18 protein-coding genes are annotated in these 16916 nt (G+C 54.6%); 14 read left to right on the top strand and 4 right to left on the bottom strand.

Annotated features, from left to right (window positions below; genetic code table 11):
* Nucleotides 1-22: 22 nt before the first annotated feature.
* Nucleotides 23-472 carry a chemotaxis protein CheW gene (locus IMCC3135_RS06030; RefSeq protein ID WP_088916786.1) on the bottom strand — a complete coding sequence of 150 codons (450 nt, stop codon included), beginning with the start codon at nucleotides 470-472 and terminating at the stop codon, nucleotides 23-25.
* Between the two features lie 6 nt (nucleotides 473-478).
* Nucleotides 479-970, bottom strand: a complete 492-nt coding sequence (locus IMCC3135_RS06025) for a response regulator (protein WP_088916785.1) — start codon at nucleotides 968-970, stop codon at nucleotides 479-481.
* Between the two features lie 144 nt (nucleotides 971-1114).
* Here IMCC3135_RS06025 and gshB point away from each other — a divergent pair, with 144 nt between their 5' ends.
* From gshB to IMCC3135_RS05985, 8 genes are all read left to right on the top strand, one after another.
* A complete protein-coding gene (gene gshB, locus IMCC3135_RS06020) occupies nucleotides 1115-2110 on the top strand; it encodes a glutathione synthase (RefSeq protein WP_088916784.1) in 996 nt (331 codons plus the stop codon).
* On the top strand, nucleotides 2107-2982 hold the full coding sequence (locus IMCC3135_RS06015) for an energy transducer TonB (protein WP_088916783.1): 876 nt from the start codon (nucleotides 2107-2109) through the stop codon (nucleotides 2980-2982). Before gshB ends, IMCC3135_RS06015 begins: the two co-directional genes overlap by 4 nt.
* Nucleotides 2983-3010: 28 nt before the next feature.
* Complete coding sequence (locus tag IMCC3135_RS06010; RefSeq protein WP_088916782.1) at nucleotides 3011-3562, top strand: YqgE/AlgH family protein; 552 nt, start codon at nucleotides 3011-3013, stop codon at nucleotides 3560-3562.
* Nucleotides 3555-4001 carry a Holliday junction resolvase RuvX gene (gene ruvX, locus IMCC3135_RS06005; RefSeq protein ID WP_088916781.1) on the top strand — a complete coding sequence of 149 codons (447 nt, stop codon included), beginning with the start codon at nucleotides 3555-3557 and terminating at the stop codon, nucleotides 3999-4001. Before IMCC3135_RS06010 ends, ruvX begins: the two co-directional genes overlap by 8 nt.
* Before the next feature lie 64 nt (nucleotides 4002-4065).
* Nucleotides 4066-4539, top strand: coding sequence for a bifunctional pyr operon transcriptional regulator/uracil phosphoribosyltransferase PyrR (gene pyrR, locus IMCC3135_RS06000; RefSeq protein WP_088921702.1), 474 nt, complete (start codon nucleotides 4066-4068; stop codon nucleotides 4537-4539).
* Complete coding sequence (locus IMCC3135_RS05995; RefSeq protein ID WP_088916780.1) at nucleotides 4536-5522, top strand: aspartate carbamoyltransferase catalytic subunit; 987 nt, start codon at nucleotides 4536-4538, stop codon at nucleotides 5520-5522. Before pyrR ends, IMCC3135_RS05995 begins: the two co-directional genes overlap by 4 nt.
* A complete protein-coding gene (locus IMCC3135_RS05990; protein WP_088916779.1) occupies nucleotides 5519-6850 on the top strand; it encodes a dihydroorotase in 1332 nt (443 codons plus the stop codon). The genes IMCC3135_RS05995 and IMCC3135_RS05990 overlap by 4 nt, the downstream gene beginning before the upstream one ends.
* 111 nt (nucleotides 6851-6961) lie before the next feature.
* Nucleotides 6962-8167 (top strand): MFS transporter, encoded by a 1206-nt coding sequence (locus tag IMCC3135_RS05985; RefSeq protein ID WP_088916778.1) that lies wholly within the window; start codon nucleotides 6962-6964, stop codon nucleotides 8165-8167.
* A gap of 12 nt (nucleotides 8168-8179) precedes the next feature.
* On the opposite strand, the gene IMCC3135_RS05980 is transcribed toward IMCC3135_RS05985, so the two are convergent.
* Nucleotides 8180-9211 (bottom strand): LacI family DNA-binding transcriptional regulator, encoded by a 1032-nt coding sequence (locus IMCC3135_RS05980; protein WP_088916777.1) that lies wholly within the window; start codon nucleotides 9209-9211, stop codon nucleotides 8180-8182.
* A gap of 110 nt (nucleotides 9212-9321) precedes the next feature.
* Here IMCC3135_RS05980 and IMCC3135_RS05975 point away from each other — a divergent pair, with 110 nt between their 5' ends.
* From IMCC3135_RS05975 to IMCC3135_RS05950, 6 genes are all read left to right on the top strand, one after another.
* The gene (locus IMCC3135_RS05975) at nucleotides 9322-10845 is read left to right on the top strand and encodes a sugar ABC transporter ATP-binding protein (protein ID WP_088916776.1); all 1524 of its coding nucleotides are present in this window, start codon (nucleotides 9322-9324) and stop codon (nucleotides 10843-10845) included.
* Nucleotides 10842-11921 carry an ABC transporter permease gene (locus IMCC3135_RS05970; protein WP_088916775.1) on the top strand — a complete coding sequence of 360 codons (1080 nt, stop codon included), beginning with the start codon at nucleotides 10842-10844 and terminating at the stop codon, nucleotides 11919-11921. The genes IMCC3135_RS05975 and IMCC3135_RS05970 overlap by 4 nt, the downstream gene beginning before the upstream one ends.
* Before the next feature lie 49 nt (nucleotides 11922-11970).
* Nucleotides 11971-13077 carry an ABC transporter substrate-binding protein gene (locus IMCC3135_RS05965; RefSeq protein WP_088916774.1) on the top strand — a complete coding sequence of 369 codons (1107 nt, stop codon included), beginning with the start codon at nucleotides 11971-11973 and terminating at the stop codon, nucleotides 13075-13077.
* 325 nt (nucleotides 13078-13402) lie between these two features.
* On the top strand, nucleotides 13403-14308 hold the full coding sequence (locus IMCC3135_RS05960; RefSeq protein WP_205737927.1) for a sugar kinase: 906 nt from the start codon (nucleotides 13403-13405) through the stop codon (nucleotides 14306-14308).
* 6 nt (nucleotides 14309-14314) lie between these two features.
* Nucleotides 14315-15805, top strand: coding sequence for a cobyric acid synthase (locus IMCC3135_RS05955; RefSeq protein WP_236994751.1), 1491 nt, complete (start codon nucleotides 14315-14317; stop codon nucleotides 15803-15805).
* 138 nt (nucleotides 15806-15943) lie between these two features.
* Nucleotides 15944-16357 (top strand): universal stress protein, encoded by a 414-nt coding sequence (locus IMCC3135_RS05950; protein ID WP_088916771.1) that lies wholly within the window; start codon nucleotides 15944-15946, stop codon nucleotides 16355-16357.
* A gap of 44 nt (nucleotides 16358-16401) precedes the next feature.
* Here IMCC3135_RS05950 and IMCC3135_RS05945 read toward each other — a convergent pair whose 3' ends face one another.
* Nucleotides 16402-16887 carry a cupin domain-containing protein gene (locus IMCC3135_RS05945; protein ID WP_088916770.1) on the bottom strand — a complete coding sequence of 162 codons (486 nt, stop codon included), beginning with the start codon at nucleotides 16885-16887 and terminating at the stop codon, nucleotides 16402-16404.
* Nucleotides 16888-16916: the final 29 nt, after the last annotated feature.

Raw genomic sequence — 16916 nt, 5'->3', positions numbered from 1 at the left:
GAAGAGTAAGTAACAGCAGACATCAGTGAGTAGTTTCCGCAATGTTCAGAAAGGCCGGAGATTGCACCAGTGCAGCCACATCCAGCAATCGGTGGATTCTATTTTCGAAGACGATGGCACGATCAGTAAGTGCCAGGTTGCTGCCATTGACACCTGATAACTCACTATCGTTCAACGGTACATCAGAGACCGGGACATTGCTAAGCCCGTAGACCGTATCAATCTGTAACGCGGCTATTCCCGTCGCATCGGATAATTCCAGCGTCCGGCCAGTCGAGGATCTGCGTCCTGCAAATGCTCCCAAGTCGGTGACAGGCAACAGTTTGCCATGGGCGACCGCCAGGCCTCGAAACCAGCTTTGGGTTCCAGCCACGGTCCGCACTTGCAGGGATTCGTGAATCGCCTTGATCAGATCGCCCGGGGCTGCCAGTGTCAATCCGCTGGCTTCAAATAACAGGTGTTGAGATGCCACGTTGAATCAGACGTCGCTCGTTTCAGAAGGCTGCACCGTATTCTCTGGCGCAGGATTGGCCCCCTTGCTGGAGGATATGGAGCCTGAAGCGTACCAGCGCACTGCATCAGTCAGGCTGCGAGAGGTGAACGGTTTGGACAAATGAGCGTCACTACCGACCACTCTGGCGCGCGCCTTGTCAAACAGACCATCCTTGCTGGAGAGCATGATGACCGGAATGTTTCGAAAATCTGCATTATTCTTGATAAGCGCACAAGTCTGATAACCGTCAAGTCGAGGCATCATGATGTCGACAAAAACCACTGAAGGCCGATGCTCGACCACCTTGGCCAGTGCTTCAAATCCATCCACCGCTGTGAAGACCATATAACCCTCGGATTCGAGGAAACTACGGGCCGAGCGACGAATAGTCTTGCTGTCATCGACCAGAAGCACGGTAACGTTCGCATTGTTGTCAGCCGTCGTAACGGCGCTGTGCCCATCGTCCGGATGTTTCATGGTGACGCTCTCGCAGGCGCTGCTGTGTACTATTCAAGAGTATCCGATTCAGCACCGTAGCGTCACACGTACAGACGATAAACCCGCACACCCATTCCCCATGCGATACTTCACCTATCCAGAATCCAGAGTTGAAATCTGCATATGAGCCTTACCCTTGGGGTCGTCATGGACCCGATCGAATCGATTACGCCTTACAAGGACACGACGTTAGCCATGATGCTGGCGGCGCAAGCCAGAGGCTGGACTGTTCACAGCATCGATCAGAAGGATATGTACCTTGACCAGGGACGTGCTTTTTCACGACGTCGCAAGGTAACGGTCTACGATGACAATCAGCACTGGTTCGATGCCGAAGATCCGGTCGATGCCCCCATGTCCGAGCATGACATCATCCTGATGCGCAAGGATCCCCCCTTCGACATGGATTTCATTTACACCACCTATATCCTGGAAAGAGCCGCTGTTGAAGGCGTTTATGTCAGTAACCGGCCCAACTCACTGCGTGATGTCAACGAAAAACTCTACACCTCCTGGTTCAGCGAGTTTTGCCCACCGACACTGGTTACTACCAGCTCCGAGCGATTGAAGGCCTTCATCACTCACCATGGCGATGCCATCATCAAACCACTGGACGGCATGGGCGGCGCCGGCATCTTTCGCCTGCGACCAGATGATCCGAACATCAATATCATCCTTGAGCACTCCACCCTGAACGACACGCGCCAGATCATGGCACAGCGCTATGTGCCGGAAATCAAGGATGGGGACAAGCGTGTGCTGGTGGTCAATGGCAAGGCGGTTCCCTACGCACTGGCTCGTATTCCAGCCCAAGGTGAAACACGCGGTAACCTTGCCGCCGGCGGCCGAGGTGTTCCCGTTGCCATTGGTGACAAGGAACGTCGGATTGTTGACGCCGTAGCGCCTTACCTGTTGGAACGGGGTTTGCTTTTTGTCGGTCTGGATGTCATTGGCAGCTATCTGACGGAAGTCAACGTAACCAGTCCTACCTGTGTGCGAGAACTGGACGCATTCATGCATAAGGAAGCTTCTATTGATGTAGCCAGCACGAATGGCTATGTTCCGGGAATAGCTGATACCTACCTTGACGCCGTGGAGGCGGCAATGAATCATTCATGAGCGAATATGCAGTTCCTGTTACCAGGCATCAACCTGATGTCCTGACCATTGCCTTGTTCGTGGCAGCAGCTGTGCATGCCATCGTACTGCTGGGTATCAGTTTTCATCCATTCATGGAGGAAATGCGTACCCCGCCGGCTCTGGAAGTCATCCTGGTAGAACAGTCAAACAGTGATAAACCTGACGAGGCATCCTACCTTGCTCAGTTTTCTCAAGATGGCGGTGGCGACACCGAGAGCGACACTCGTCCATCGTCACCGTTCGCCAGCCAGCTTGACGTCGACTCTGACGGTTTGGCTGCAACACCGGTGTTGAAAAGTGCTCCCAAGCCCAGCGAAGAGAGCGCCGAGGATGTGGTTACAGCCGTATTTTCAGAGACCAGCACCGAGACTGAACAGACCACCGACAGCAACGAAAAAGTCGATGCCGAGGAGAATTCTGTGGTTGTCGAGCAGAACATGGATATCGCACGACTGGCAGCTGAGATAGAAAAACAGCAGCAGGAATTTGCCAAACGTCCGAAGATAAAAACCATCAATGCTCGTACCACGGAATCGGCGGCCGCCAGTTATATGCACAAATGGGTCAAGCAAGTAGAGCGTGTTGGCAACCTGAACTACCCCGATGCCGCGCGCCGCGATAAACTGACCGGGGCCTTGATCCTGATTGTAGGAATCTACAAGAACGGTGAAATTGAAAGCGTCAAGGTTGATGAATCTTCCGGTCATAAACTGCTGGACGATGCAGCAGTACGTACCGTGGAACTGGCGGCCCCCTTCGAGCCCATGACAGGTAAGCTGGCCGAAGAAACCGATATTCTTTACATCATAAGAACCTGGGAATTCGAAAGCAGCTCTGTTCGCAGCTACTGATTTCTTCAACCGAGGCTTCACCCAGCTAATGAACCTGACGCATCACTTCCTGCTGTCCATGCCTCAAATGCAGGATACGGATTTCCGGGATTCAGTCGTTTACATTCTCGAACATGGTGATAATGGCGCCTATGGCGTCATCATCAATCAGGAACTGGGGATGAATCTGGGCGGCGTATTCTCGCAAATGTCGATCCCCTGCGAAGACCCCATGATCAATGAGCAGAGTGTTCTGCGTGGAGGTCCTGTCGATGAAGGCCACGGCATGGTTCTGCACATGCCTGGCCCTCGCTTTGACATCACTCGCGAGTTTCCCGGGGGCGTTGCTCTGTCAAGCTCTCGCGATGTGCTTGAGGCACTGGCCAACAGCGAGCCGCCAGAAACGCATCTGACACTGCTGGGGCACGCAGGCTGGGTTCCCGGACAGCTTGAAATGGAAATTGCGGAAAATTCCTGGCTAACCTCCCCTGCCGATATCCAGACCATTTTCCACACCCCGCTGGCTGATCGTCGCAAAGCTGTGGGTCACTTGCTGGGGATCGACATTGGACAAATAGTGGGACACTCAGGGCGTGCCTGACGCACCGACAACATCAGGCACTTGCCTGGCATTCGACTACGGAAGCAAACGAATCGGAGTGGCTGTCGGTGAGACTCAGCTGCAACGGGCTCGCCCTCTGGAGGTTGTGCAAAATATCAACGGCACGCCAGACTGGAACGCCATCAATGAACTGCTTCAGGAATGGCAGCCGACCGACCTGATTGTCGGTTGGCCATTGACAGAAGAGGGCCTCGAACAGGCCATCACCCCTCATGTCGGTGGCTTCATCAAGAATCTGAAAAAACGCTATTCGATACCGGTTCACAAGACTGATGAGCGATTCAGCTCGAATGCTGCACAGGATGTGATCAGAGAACAACGCCAAAGTGGTCAGAGAAAGCGCAAATCAGACCACGAAGATATCGATATGGTAGCTGCCGCCCTTATACTCGAGTCCTGGTTCAGCTTGAGAGAGTAAGTCCGTGACAGCATCGCCCGATACACTGTATGACACTGCAACAGTCACAAACTGGCTGGACAGCATGGTGCAGCCACTAGCCGAGCTCATCGGCAATGATGATTCTGCGGCCTTGATCGGTATCAGACGCGGTGGAGTTGATGTCGGTCGCTACCTGCACGAAAAGCTCAGTCTGGCTGGCGTACCCATCAATCAAACTCTCGGTGAGCTCAACATTGCCTTTTATCGCGATGACTTCAGCTCCATGGGCCTGCATCCAGTAGTCGGCCCTTCTCAGGTTCCTTTCGATATCGACAACCGGCATATCATTTTGATCGATGATGTCCTGGGCACCGGACGAACAGTCAGAGCCGCCATGAACGAAATCTTCGATTACGGTCGACCGGCGAGAATTTCACTGGCAGTGCTGGTGCAGCGCACGGGTCATGAGCTACCTGTTCGCGCAGATGTGGTCGGACATAGCGTGGACATAGAGGCTGATCAGTACATAGACCTGGATGCCGGCAAAATGCAAGTCAACATAGGTCGCAAAGCATGAGCCTGCCGGATCCTCAGTTCAACGCACTGGGCCAATTGCATCATTTCATCGATATCGACGGTCTGGACAAAGCGCTACTCACGCAAATTCTGGATACAGCAGAAGGCTTTGCCGGCGTCGGCGACCGGAGTGTAAAAAAGGTCCCCTTGTTACGCGGCAAGACCGTCGCCAACCTCTTCTTCGAGAACAGCACACGCACCCGGACCGCTTTCGAACTGGCTGCCAAGCGACTGAGTGCCGACATTCTGAATGTCGATCTGGTGACCTCCTCGACCACCAAAGGCGAATCACTGCTGGACACCCTGCATGTACTCGAGGCATTGCAGTGCGATATGTTCGTAGTGCGCCACGGGGATTCGGGAGCAGCTCATTTCATTGCCCGACATGTATCCCCCAATATCAATATCATCAACGGTGGCGATGGCCAGCATTCCCATCCGACCCAGGGCATGCTCGATATGTTCACCATCCGGCGCCACAAGGGTGATTTTGCCAATTTATGCATCGTGATCATTGGCGACATTCGCCACTCTCGTGTGGCTCGTTCGGATATATCGGCGCTGGTGAAGCTCGGTGCCGGCGAAATTCGCGTCGTTGGACCTCGCACACTGATTCCGGCCGAGGTAGAGTCACTCGGCGTGACAGTTTATTCATCTCTGGAAAAGGCCCTGGTGGGAGCTGACGTGGTCATGGGACTACGCCTGCAAAAAGAACGCATGCTCAACGCCACTGTTCCCAGCAGCAGTGAGTTCTATCGAACCTATGGTTTATCGCCAGAGCGCCTGGCTCTGGCCAAACCGGACGCACTTGTCATGCACCCAGGCCCAACCAATCGAGGCGTGGAAATCGCCGGCAGCGTTGCCGATGGCTCGCAATCGGTCATCCTGGAACAAGTCACCTACGGCATTGCCGTGCGCATGGCCGTCATGTCGATAGTGACGGGTAACGCCGAAAGCCTGCGCCACTCGGAGGCCGTGACATGAGCGTATCAAGCAATAGAGTCATCATTCGTGACGCGCAACTTGTCGGAGAAAAACACCTCTCCACGCTGATAGTGCAGGACGGTATTATCGAGTCCGTGGTCCCCGCATCGGGCGCTCCACTGGAATCAGAGGCCGACTCGGCTGCCATGATCATTGATGCCGCCGGCCAGCTTGCCGTCTCGGGTATGACGGATCTATACGCTCGACTGCGCGAACCCGGCTTCACCCGCAAAGGCTCCATTGCCCATGAGACCAAAGCAGCACTGAGCGCAGGCTTCACCCGTGTGCTGTGTGCACCGGATACAAATCCGGCCATTGATAACGTGGCAACCGTCGAGCTAGTGCGCCATCGGGCCGAAGCAGGTCACGGTGCGCAAGTTCTCCCCATGGCAGCTTTGACCATGGGCTTGCAGGGTGAGCAGCTCAGCGAGCTGGCAACCTTGCAGGCAGCAGGCTGCCCTGTTGCAGGTCAGGCCGATCACCCGATTGGCAGCCCCACGGTTCTGTTCAGTGCCATGGAATATGCCGCATCGTTCAATATGCCGTTATTTCTGTGTGCCCGCGACGCTTTGCTTGGCGCAGGTGGTTGCGCCCATACCGGCGCCATCGCCACCCGTCTGGGATTACCGGGCATACCGGTAGCTGCCGAAACCGTTGCACTGGCTCAGATGCTGGAGCTGTGCAGAGAAACCGGCTGTCGTCTGCATATTTCACGCATCAGCTCGGCACGTGCGGTGGAAATGATTGCAACCGCCAAGCAACAAGCTCTGCCAGTGACCTGCGATGTTGGCCTGCATCATTTATTTTTCATCGATGAACACCTGGCCGGTTACGACTCATCATTTCATAGCGCCGTCCCCTTTCGAAGCCAGAATGACCGAGAGGCATTGCGTCAGGGTGTCTGCAATGGTGTTATCGACGCGATTTGCACCGATCACGCTCCGCACGATCTGGATGCAAGCCTGGCTCCATTTCCTTCAACAGAAGCAGGCCTGGCAGCGTATCAGTGGGCCATTCCATTGATCATGCAACTACCTGAAATATTGCAGCTCCCCTTGAAACAGGTTTTTGACAAGCTGGGAGACGCTCCACGCCGCATTCTCGATGGTAGTACATCGTCGGGCCTGAGCACAGGTGAGCAAGCTGATTTCTTTCTGCTTTCACCAGAGCTTCCAATCGAACAAAATTTTGATAAAAGCACCCTGGCTGGCATGAACCACCCCCTTAATACACATTCCGCTGACAGTCTTGGCCTGGCGCAGCTACAGGGTAAGGTTACACATGTCTTGACTCGCAACCGTGTGCATTCAACGCACGCGACCCACTAGCTAACGGCTGGGCAGCAGCCTGCCCTGCCCACCAGACTGTCCTGTCTGCGATGAATACCCCGACTGCCAGCCAATAGCGCGCTGGCAAGCTCAACCTTTTCCTGGATTTTCATGACTCAAGTACCCACCAAGCTACCCGTTCTAGTAATACTACTGTGGATGGCTGGTCTGGGGGCGGGCGGACAGTTCTCCAAAATCGCTGTCTTTCTACCTGAGCTATCGGTTATCTACCCTGGCCATGGGGCCGCTATCGGCTTTCTGCTATCAATCATCAGCCTGGTGGGAATTCTGTTCGGTCTGATTGCGGCTACTGCACTGAATAGCATCGGTGCTCAGCGGATGCTGATTGCAGCTCTGCTGCTCGGTTCCTGCGTATCTGTGTTCCAGTCGATCATGCCTTCTTTCACGGTAATCATGGCATCAAGAATCCTGGAAGGTGTATCGCATCTGATCATTGTTGTCGCAGCTCCAACGCTGATCGGAACACTGAGTCTGCCTCGTTTCCGAGGCCTGAGTATGTCCCTGTGGGGAACCTTCTTTAGCGTCGCCTTTGCTCTGACAGCCTGGCTAGGCATACCTTTGGTCAGTACCTACGGTACCGGCGCTCTGTTCATGGCACATGGAATATTCATGGCGCTGGTGGGAATTGCACTAGCCGTGCTGCTACCGGCAGAATCAGTGAAATCCACTCGGCAAGCAGGCAGCCGACGCTTGCCGAATATCACTGACATTGCCCGACGTCATCGTGACGTCTATACCTCGCCGTTCATCGCCGCACCGGCATTAGGCTGGCTGTTCTACGGAGCAACCTTTGTAGCGCTGATGAGCATTCTGCCAACTCTGCTACCTGCCGAACATCGATCGGTGGTCGCTGGCAGCATGCCAATGGCAGCCATCGTCGTGTCCATGACGCTGGGTGTCACCTTGCTACGCTTCATACCGGCGGTAAAGGTTATCTCTCTGGGTTTTGGTATCGCTATCGTCATGGCCAGCTTTTTTCTCTTCTTGCCAACGCAGCCCTGGATGGCCATCGCACTCATGGGGTCCATGGGGCTCGTACAAGGGGCAAGTTTTGCAGCCGTTCCACAGTTGAACTCGGACCCGAGCAATCAAGCCCTTGCCAACGGAGGCATAGCGCAGGCTGGAAATTCCGGTAACCTCATCGGCACGCCCTTGTTATTGAGCGTATTGAGCCTTGCCGGTGTGAAAGGCATGCTCATAACGGTCATTGGTCTCTACACTCTGGGCCTGATGGCACATCTGCTGACGGCACGTGCCCGCTCCAGACTCCCAATCGTTGTCGCTGGTGCGGTCTGAAGGATTTTCAAATCAGGCTGTTTCGCCCTTCAACAATTCAAAACCAACGTCATCTACCAGAGATACAGGTTCATTGTTGACCCTCTTGATGAGGTTTTCTGCCGCCAGCTTGCCCACTTTCAAGCGACGGACGCTAGTGGTGGTCAGACGCGCCGGTAGTATCGAACCGACATCCAGACCGCCAAAACCGGCAACGGCAATTTCTCCCGGTATCTTGATGCCTTTCTGTTGACAGAACATCAAACCGCCAACCGCCATATTGTCATCCAGGTAATATAAAACGCGCACCGATGGATTAGCCGATAGCAGCTGTTCGGTACCGTAGTAGCCAGCATAGAATGATGAGCTGTCATTCAAAAGCAAACTCTGTAATGGCTGCCCATAGCCTTCTTCGAATCCTTGCATCCGGTCGACCCCCAATGCCCAGTCATTGACCTTGACTCCGATATAGCCTGCCTGACCTCGATAACGATTGCTCAGGTATTGCCCCATCTGCAAGCCAGCAGCATGGTGATCCAGTCCCACACGCATGGGGTCAGAGCGTAGTGGTTTCTTTGACTGTGTCGACAGATTCCAGATCTCCATGACCGGAATGCTCAGGCTTTTCAATAGCGTACGATTGGCATTGCTGCGTACCCGTCCAGCAATCACCAAACCACAAGGACGCCAGGCCAGAGCCGAATTCAGCCAGTGGTACTCCGCCTCATCGTCATAGCCAACAACACCGACGATCGGCTGATACCCCATTGAGGTCAGCTTGCCTTCCAGTCCTTCCAGAATCTGGCTATACAACTCACGACTCAGTGTCGGCAAGGCAATGGCAACCAGGCTGGTAGCCCGGTCGGAGCCCAGGGCCGCAGCGATGCGATTGGGTACATAACCCAGACGCTTGGCAACAGCGAGCACTTTGTCTTTGGTGGCTTCAGAGTACCCATCGGCACCACGCAAGACACGCGAAGCCGTCATGCGGGACACGTTGGCCTCCTGCGCAATTTCAGTCAGTGATACTACTTTTTTTTTCGATCCAGAGCCGCTTTCTGTCATTGACACGGTTTACCTTGAAGTCTTATTCTGCGCGTAACGTTACCGATAACGCAACTGGAATTTCGTGCGTTGAAAATAATTCTCTCAATACTCACACAGGCAGCGGCGACATGGATGTAAATCCTCAGGCCCCGGTTTTGCCAAACGGGCTGTTTTTCCACAAGATCACCAAGAGCTTTGGCGGTACGCAAGCTCTGAACGAGGTCACGATGAACGTGGACCGCGGTGAGATAGTCGCTTTGCTGGGGGAAAACGGTGCGGGCAAGTCCACGCTCATCAAAATTCTCGGCGGTATCCACACACCAGATAGTGGTACCGTGGCCATCGACAGAATCCCCTACCGGCACACCCCTGGCAGTACTCAGGTGCGCCAGGCCGTCGCCTTCATCCATCAGGATCTTGGTTTGATCGAATGGATGAGCATTGCCGAGAACATGGCAATGGCACAAGGCTATCAACGCAGGGCTGGTCTGATCGACTGGAAAGCCTGTGAGCAAAAAACCAGAGAAGCGCTCATGCGAGTCGGCTGTAATTTCGCCCCCAGCATGCGCGTCAGCCGGCTGACAAGAGCCGAAAAATCACTGGTTGCCATCGCACGTGCACTGGCGGTGGACTGCGACTTTCTGGTGCTCGATGAACCGACGGCCAGCCTGCCGGCTGCCGATGTCGAGACCCTTTTTGAGGTATTGCGACGACTTCGTGATGACGGCGTCGGCATGATTTACGTCTCACATCGCCTGGATGAAGTGTTTCAGCTGTCTGACCGGGTCGTTGTATTGCGTGATGGAGAAACCGTCGGTGTACGGGCGGTTGCTCATACTTCCCCGGAAGAACTGGTTGACCTGATCGTTGGCAGCAAACCTAAAACCTTTGACAAACTCGCACCGACTGATCGAACCCCTCTGCTCTCAATCCGCAATCTGTGTACCGAGAATACCGGGCCCATCTCACTGGATGTCAACAACGGCGAGGTTCTGGGGCTTGTTGGTTTGCGTGGTGCCGGTCAGGAAGATATCGGTCGCTGCCTGTTCGGCACCGTCGAGTTTGAGGGTGAAATCATACTCGACAACCAGACTTTCAAACCCACCTCCCCGCAAGAGGCCATGCGACAAGGCATCGGTCTGATCCCGCGGGACCGTGTGGTTGAATCGGTTGCAACAGCCATGAGTATTCGCGAGAACCTGTACCTGAATCCTGGTGCTCTGGGTCGCGGTCTGTTTTCGTTCATGTCCCGCCGCCGTGAACACAAACATGCTCTGGAAGCCGGGGTCGATGTCGGTTTACGACCTAACGATCCGGAATTGCCGATCGATGCACTTTCGGGCGGCAATCAACAGAAAGTCATTGTCGGACGCTGGTTAACAACGAACAACCGCGTTCTCATTGCGGAGGACCCGACGGCAGGCGTCGATGTGGGTGCCAAGGCCGAGATCTACACCTTGTTGAACGAAATGGTGGTCAGTGGAGTACCCGTTATCGTCATCTCAACCGACTTCGAAGAGGTGGCCACCATCTGCAATCGCGCCATCGTCTTCAATCGCGGCCTTTGTATAAAGGAACTGCAAGGCATCCAATTGACCACTGAAGCACTCGTGCAGTTTGCTTCGGCCAGCAACTATCAGGCACAAGCATGAACTCCATAAAGGCAAGCGCACTAGAACCCACTCGCGATGAATTGAAGGGTATGTCGTTGTTCGCTCGACTGGCACGCCTGGCTCCGGTGTACGGATTGGTGATATTGACCGTATTGCTGATTCTGCTGTTTACCGTGCTGCTGCCAGACACCTTTCCGACACTACTGAACCTGCGTTCCATCGTATCGGACAAAGCCATCATCGCCATTCTGTCCCTGGCCGCCACCATCCCCATGGTGACGGGCAAGATCGATCTGACCGTCGGTTACGGCATCGTGTTGTGGCATATTCTTGCCATCAGCCTGCAAACACTGGGACTGCCATGGCCGGTAGCCTGTGTGATCGTGCTGGCTCTGGGTGCATTCTCTGGATTGCTCAACGGGCTGCTGGTAGAAGTTGCGCGTATTGACAGCTTTATTGCAACTCTGGGCACGGGCACGGTTCTGTACGCACTGGCTTTGTGGCACACCGGCGGACGTCAGATGGTGGCAATGCTACCCGATGGTTTCTATGCACTGAATTCAACGTTTTTCATGGGTCTGCCAATCACCGGCTATTACGTGCTGGTTATTGCCATCGTGCTCTGGCTGGTACTCGAATACCTGCCTATTGGTCGTTATATGTACGCCATCGGCGCCAACCCCACCGCCGCCTCATTGAATGGTATTCCAGTGCCTCGCTACGTCATGGGTGCTTTCATCGCCTCCGGCACTCTGACGGCTCTGGCAGGCATTCTACTGGCCAGCAAACTTCGCATCGGGCAAGCCAGCGTCGGTCTTGAGTATTTGCTACCGGCTTTGGTAGGCGCCTTTCTCGGTTCCACGACCATCAAACCAGGACGTGTCAACGTCTGGGGCACCTTGATCGGCGTCATCATTCTAGCTGTCGGTATATCCGGCATCCAGCAGTTTGGTGGGTCTTTCTGGGTCGAGCCCATGTTCAATGGCGTCACCTTGCTGGTTGCCATTGGCATCGCAGGCTATGCACAACGCAAGCGCGGCGGCATTGTCAAAACACCTCGTAATACAAGCCCGACAGAGGCTGACGACGTGACACAAAACCCCACCACCAACTAAATTCACCACGCACGACCCACCACACAAAAACGGAAGGAGAACAAAAACCATGAAGTATTCCCTACTGAAAACCACCGCCCTGAGTAGCGCACTGATATGCACCGCTCTGTCTGGCTCCGTACAGGCCGACTCGATGAGTGAGGCCATGGAATTCGTCAACAAGTACGCGGTCAAGGTCGATACCTGGGATGGCCCAACCAGCGGCCCCGCAGCACTGCCGGACAAGACCATCGTGGTTCTGGCAGGTGATTTGAAAAATGGTGGCATTCTGGGAGCAACCACAGGCATGGAGGAGGCGGCCGAGCATATTGGCTGGACCGTTCGTGTACTGGATGGCGCAGGTACCATATCCGGTCGCACCTCGGCCATGGGACAAGCTCTGGCACTGAAGCCTGACGGCATCATCCTCAATGGCTTTGACTCCAAGGAACAAGCGCAAGGCATGCAGGCCGCAGCCGAAGCGGGCATCCCCCTGGTTTCATGGCACGCAGGTGCCGCTATCGGCCCCATGGATGATGTCGGCATCTTCGCCAACGTCACCACTGATCCTATGCAAGTATCTGAAGCTGCGGCCAAATGGGCCTTCGCCGACGCAGATGGCAAACCGGGCGTCATCATTTTCACCGATTCCACCTATCAGATTGCTATCGACAAGGCCGACAAGATGAAGGCTGTGATCGAAGAGCTGGGCGGTACCGTTCTGGAATATGTCGATACGCCCATTGCAGAGACTTCACAGCGCATGCCTCAGCTGACCACCTCCTTGTTGCAACGATATGGCGCAAAGTGGACACACTCACTGGCCATCAACGATCTGTATTTCGATTTCATGGGCCCTTCTCTAGCGGCGGCAGGCCTCAAGGGTGACGGCGCACCGGTCAATGTTTCTGCCGGAGACGGATCTGAGTCCTCCTATCAGCGCATTCGCAGCAAACAGTACCAGCAGGTCACGGTCGCTGAACCCTTGACCCTGCAGGGCTGGCAGCTGGTCGACGAGATGAACCGGGCACTGGCCGGCGAGCCTTGGTCGGGCTATGTATCACCGCTGCATGTGGTCACCACCGAGAACATCGAGTTTGATGGCGGACCAGAAAATCGCTTTGATCCGGACAATGGTTACAAAGCCGCCTATCTGAAAATCTGGACAGGCGAATAAGTCGATACGACTTGAATTAATCTGGCCGATTTGCCCTGAAATATTCCAATTCCGGGCGAATCGGTTCTTTTTTCATGTAGGACTCAAGTAGACAAGAACAAACAACTGCCATACACAGAGCTGACTCGCTTTATAATGAGTGACGTTCCTATCATGCAGGGGCACGATCAGATGCAAACCCGCCCCTCTCCACTCGCTCTCAGCAACGGCAGACCATGGCAAATATTGACTGTGCAAACTCCAGCAATCCGTTCCTTGCATATCAGGAACATTCTTCAATTTCTCTGAAAAAGACGACCCAGCAACGCTACCCGAGTGCACGATCATGAAAATAGCCTGCATCGGGGAAGTCATGATCGAACTGTCACTGCAAGGTGGCAGCCAGGATGCCCGCCTGGGCGTCGCCGGCGACACCTTCAATACGGCGGTCTACCTGAAACGCACCGTCAGCAGTCACGATGTGGCCTATCTGACGGTTCTGGGTACCGATAGTTTTTCAGAACAGATTGCCGAACGCATCGCCAGTGAAAACCTGGATGTCAATCACATTCCTCGCACATCCGGGCGTGTACCGGGACTCTATGCCATCAATACCGATGCTCATGGTGAACGCAGTTTTACCTACTGGCGTGACCAGGCTGCAGCGCGGCTGATGTTCGACGAATCTGTGGGCCCTTCATTCGACGTTCTGGCTGAATTTGACGTGTTGTACTATTCCGCCATCACACTAGCCATATTGCCGGTGCCGGCCAGGATGCGTTTTCTGTCGCACCTGGAGCGTTTCCGCGCCATGCCGGGCAAGCAGGTGGCATTCGATTCCAACTATCGCCCAAGACTCTGGGCATCACAGGCAGAAGCACAAAAATACATTGCAGATGCCTGGCGTCAGTGTGACATCGCCCTGCCCTCAGTCGATGATGAAATGGAGCTTTTCAATGACGCCTCCGAAGAGGCTGCTCTGGCCCGACTGCAGCAATATGGACTGCACAAAGGTGCATTGAAGCGTGGTGCCAAGGGTCCTCTGGACCTGGGTGATCCAGACAACACTCCCTCGTTTACACAAGTGAGCAACGTTGTCGACAGCACCGCAGCCGGCGACAGTTTCAACGGCGGTTACCTTGCGCAATTACTTGCAGGTGCCAGTCCGATGGAGGCTGCACGTGCCGGACATGACTGCGCCAGTCAGGTCGTACAACATCGCGGTGCGATCATCGACATTCAGACCTCGTAATTCGTCGTGAGCGCTCGTGCATTGATGTTTCAGGGCACCGGCTCCGATGTCGGTAAGTCCACCGTCGTTGCCGGGCTATGCAGATTGGCCAGGCGACGCGGTATTCGGGTTGCGCCGTTCAAGCCTCAGAACATGTCAAATAATGCTGCAGCCTGTAGTGACGGTGGTGAAATTGGCCGTGCGCAGGCTCTGCAGGCCAGAGCTTGCGGCCTCCAGCCCGAGGTGGATTTCAACCCCGTCCTGCTGAAGCCGCAAAGCGACAGCACCGCTCAGGTTGTTGTCCATGGAAAGGTCCTGGACACCTGCTCGGCCAGCCATTACATGAACGATCGGCGACAGCACCTGATGCAGGCTGTGACTGATAGTTTCACCCGATTGACGCAGCAATACGATCTGATTCTGGTGGAAGGCGCTGGCAGTGCTGCGGAAGTCAATTTGCGCGAACGCGACATAGCCAATATGGGTTTTGCACAGCGTATGCAGGTGCCCGTCTGTCTGATTGGTGATATTGATCGAGGTGGTGTAATTGCCTCCATAGTCGGCACCAAGGCGGTTATCAGCAGCAGCGATGCCGACCGGATATGCAGCTTCATCATCAATCGCTTTCGAGGTGATCCCGCCCTGTTCGTGGACGGAGTCAAGGTTATCGAGGAGCTGACACAATGGCCATGCCGCGGCGTGATTCCGTGGTTGCCTCCCGCACTGAAACTGCCGCAGGAAGATGCGGTCATTCTGGAACAAGGCACGCAGCGCAGCCAAAGATCCGGATCCGATGCCATGATCCGCATCGCCGTGCCCATGCTCTCACGCATCGCCAATTTCGACGACATGGACCCCTTACGTCTGGAGCCCAATGTAGAACTGGGCTTTGTCCCACCCGGCAAGCCCATTCCGCGAGATATCGACGCCATCATCATCCCGGGCACCAAGTCTGCGATGGGAGATCTGGCTTTTTTGCAGGCACAAGGTTGGGATCACGACATCATTGCCTTCGCCCGAACGGGTGGCAAAGTCACCGGTGTTTGTGGTGGCTATCAGTTGTTGGGCAAATACATTCACGATCCTGATGGTGTGGACGGTGCGCCGGGTTCCGCGCCAGCACTAGGCTTGCTGGATATCGTCACAACCATGTACCCACAAAAGCAGACCCGCCAGGTCAATGGGCACTGCCCTCGCAGTCAATCCGTACTATCTGGCTACGAGATTCATGTGGGTGCCACCGAAGGTGAAGCAACCCGCTCCCCCATGACGATCCTGAATGGCAAGCCCGATGGTGCAACCAGCCCGGATGGGCAAATTGAAGGCACCTACCTGCACGGTGTTTTCGGCAATGATGACTTCCGGGCCTGGTGGTTGAATAATCTGAAGGCAGGCTCTGCAGGTTCACTGAACTATGAGTCAACCGTCGAACGAGAGCTGGATAATCTGGCTGATGGACTGGAAGCGGCACTGGATGTGGATGAGCTATTACGGGATGCCAGAGCGGTAGAGTCGTAGAGTTGTAGAGTCAAACCACCACTCTTTCTCTGTGCGAGTTGATCTATGTCATTAAGCCTTCTGAATCTAACGCGCCAGCTTGACCCACTTATCACTCGTGCTCATAGTGGTAGAGAATTCCAAGGCAGGCAACAAGATATGTTCAAGACTATTGCAGTACCTTTCGACCTGGCACATGCGGATAAACAGATCAGAGCCATCGATACTGCCGCCGATCTTGCCAAGCTCTATGGCGCTTCTCTGACACTCGTCGGCGTCACGAGCAACATGCCTGGTTCGTCAGCGCACAACCCCAAAGAATTTGCAGATAAGCTCGTTGAATACGCAAAAACTCAATCGGCCAGAACGGGTGTCACTTTCGAAACACATTCGTCGGTAAGCCATGACATTGCTATCGATCTGGAGAAAAAACTCAACGAAGCCGTACATGAAATCGGCGCTGATCTTGTGGTGATGGCCTCTCATGTACCCGGCTTTCGCGATTACCTGTTCAGATCGCATGCTTCAAATCTTGCTACCCATACCGATCTGTCAGTCATGATCGTTCGATGAATATTCAGGCCTGAAACCATACGAAACTCTGGGCGGGAGCCGCTCTACTTGGCTCCTGCATCGGGTGTCACGATGGCATCGTGATCGACCAGATTCCACGGTAAGCCTGCTTGACGATAGATTCGCTTTCCCAATCGAGGGTAATCGCCAACATCGTGCTTCAGGCGAGACCCCACCACGATACAGACTAGTGGTTCATCGCCTGTGGCCAGCATGGTGTGGGCCAGGCCACCCGCTCGATAACCGATGAAGTCTCCAGCCCCGACTTCATGAGTTTCCTCACCCACCGTCACCAGTGCACTGCCAGACAAGATATAGGTGCATTCATCTTCGTGATGATGCACATGATATTCGGTGGACTGTTGACCGGGTTGCACTTCAATCAGATGGAAGCCGATACCACTCAGACCGGTCAGATCACCCAGTGATTTGTTGCTTCTCTGCGCCTCAGGGTTCAGGAAATGTGTTTTCGCCGTGCCCTCGAATTCTGCTATTTCCAAGGCCTTCAGCACATACCGTTCGTCATCCATTTGTCCACCCCTTTGCCCTGTCTTTTAAT

The sequence above is a fragment of the Granulosicoccus antarcticus IMCC3135 genome (assembly GCF_002215215.1).
In the GTDB taxonomy this organism is placed as follows: domain Bacteria; phylum Pseudomonadota; class Gammaproteobacteria; order Granulosicoccales; family Granulosicoccaceae; genus Granulosicoccus; species Granulosicoccus antarcticus.
Note: the sequence above shows the minus strand (reverse complement) of the source record. Positions and strands in the feature narration are given on the sequence as shown.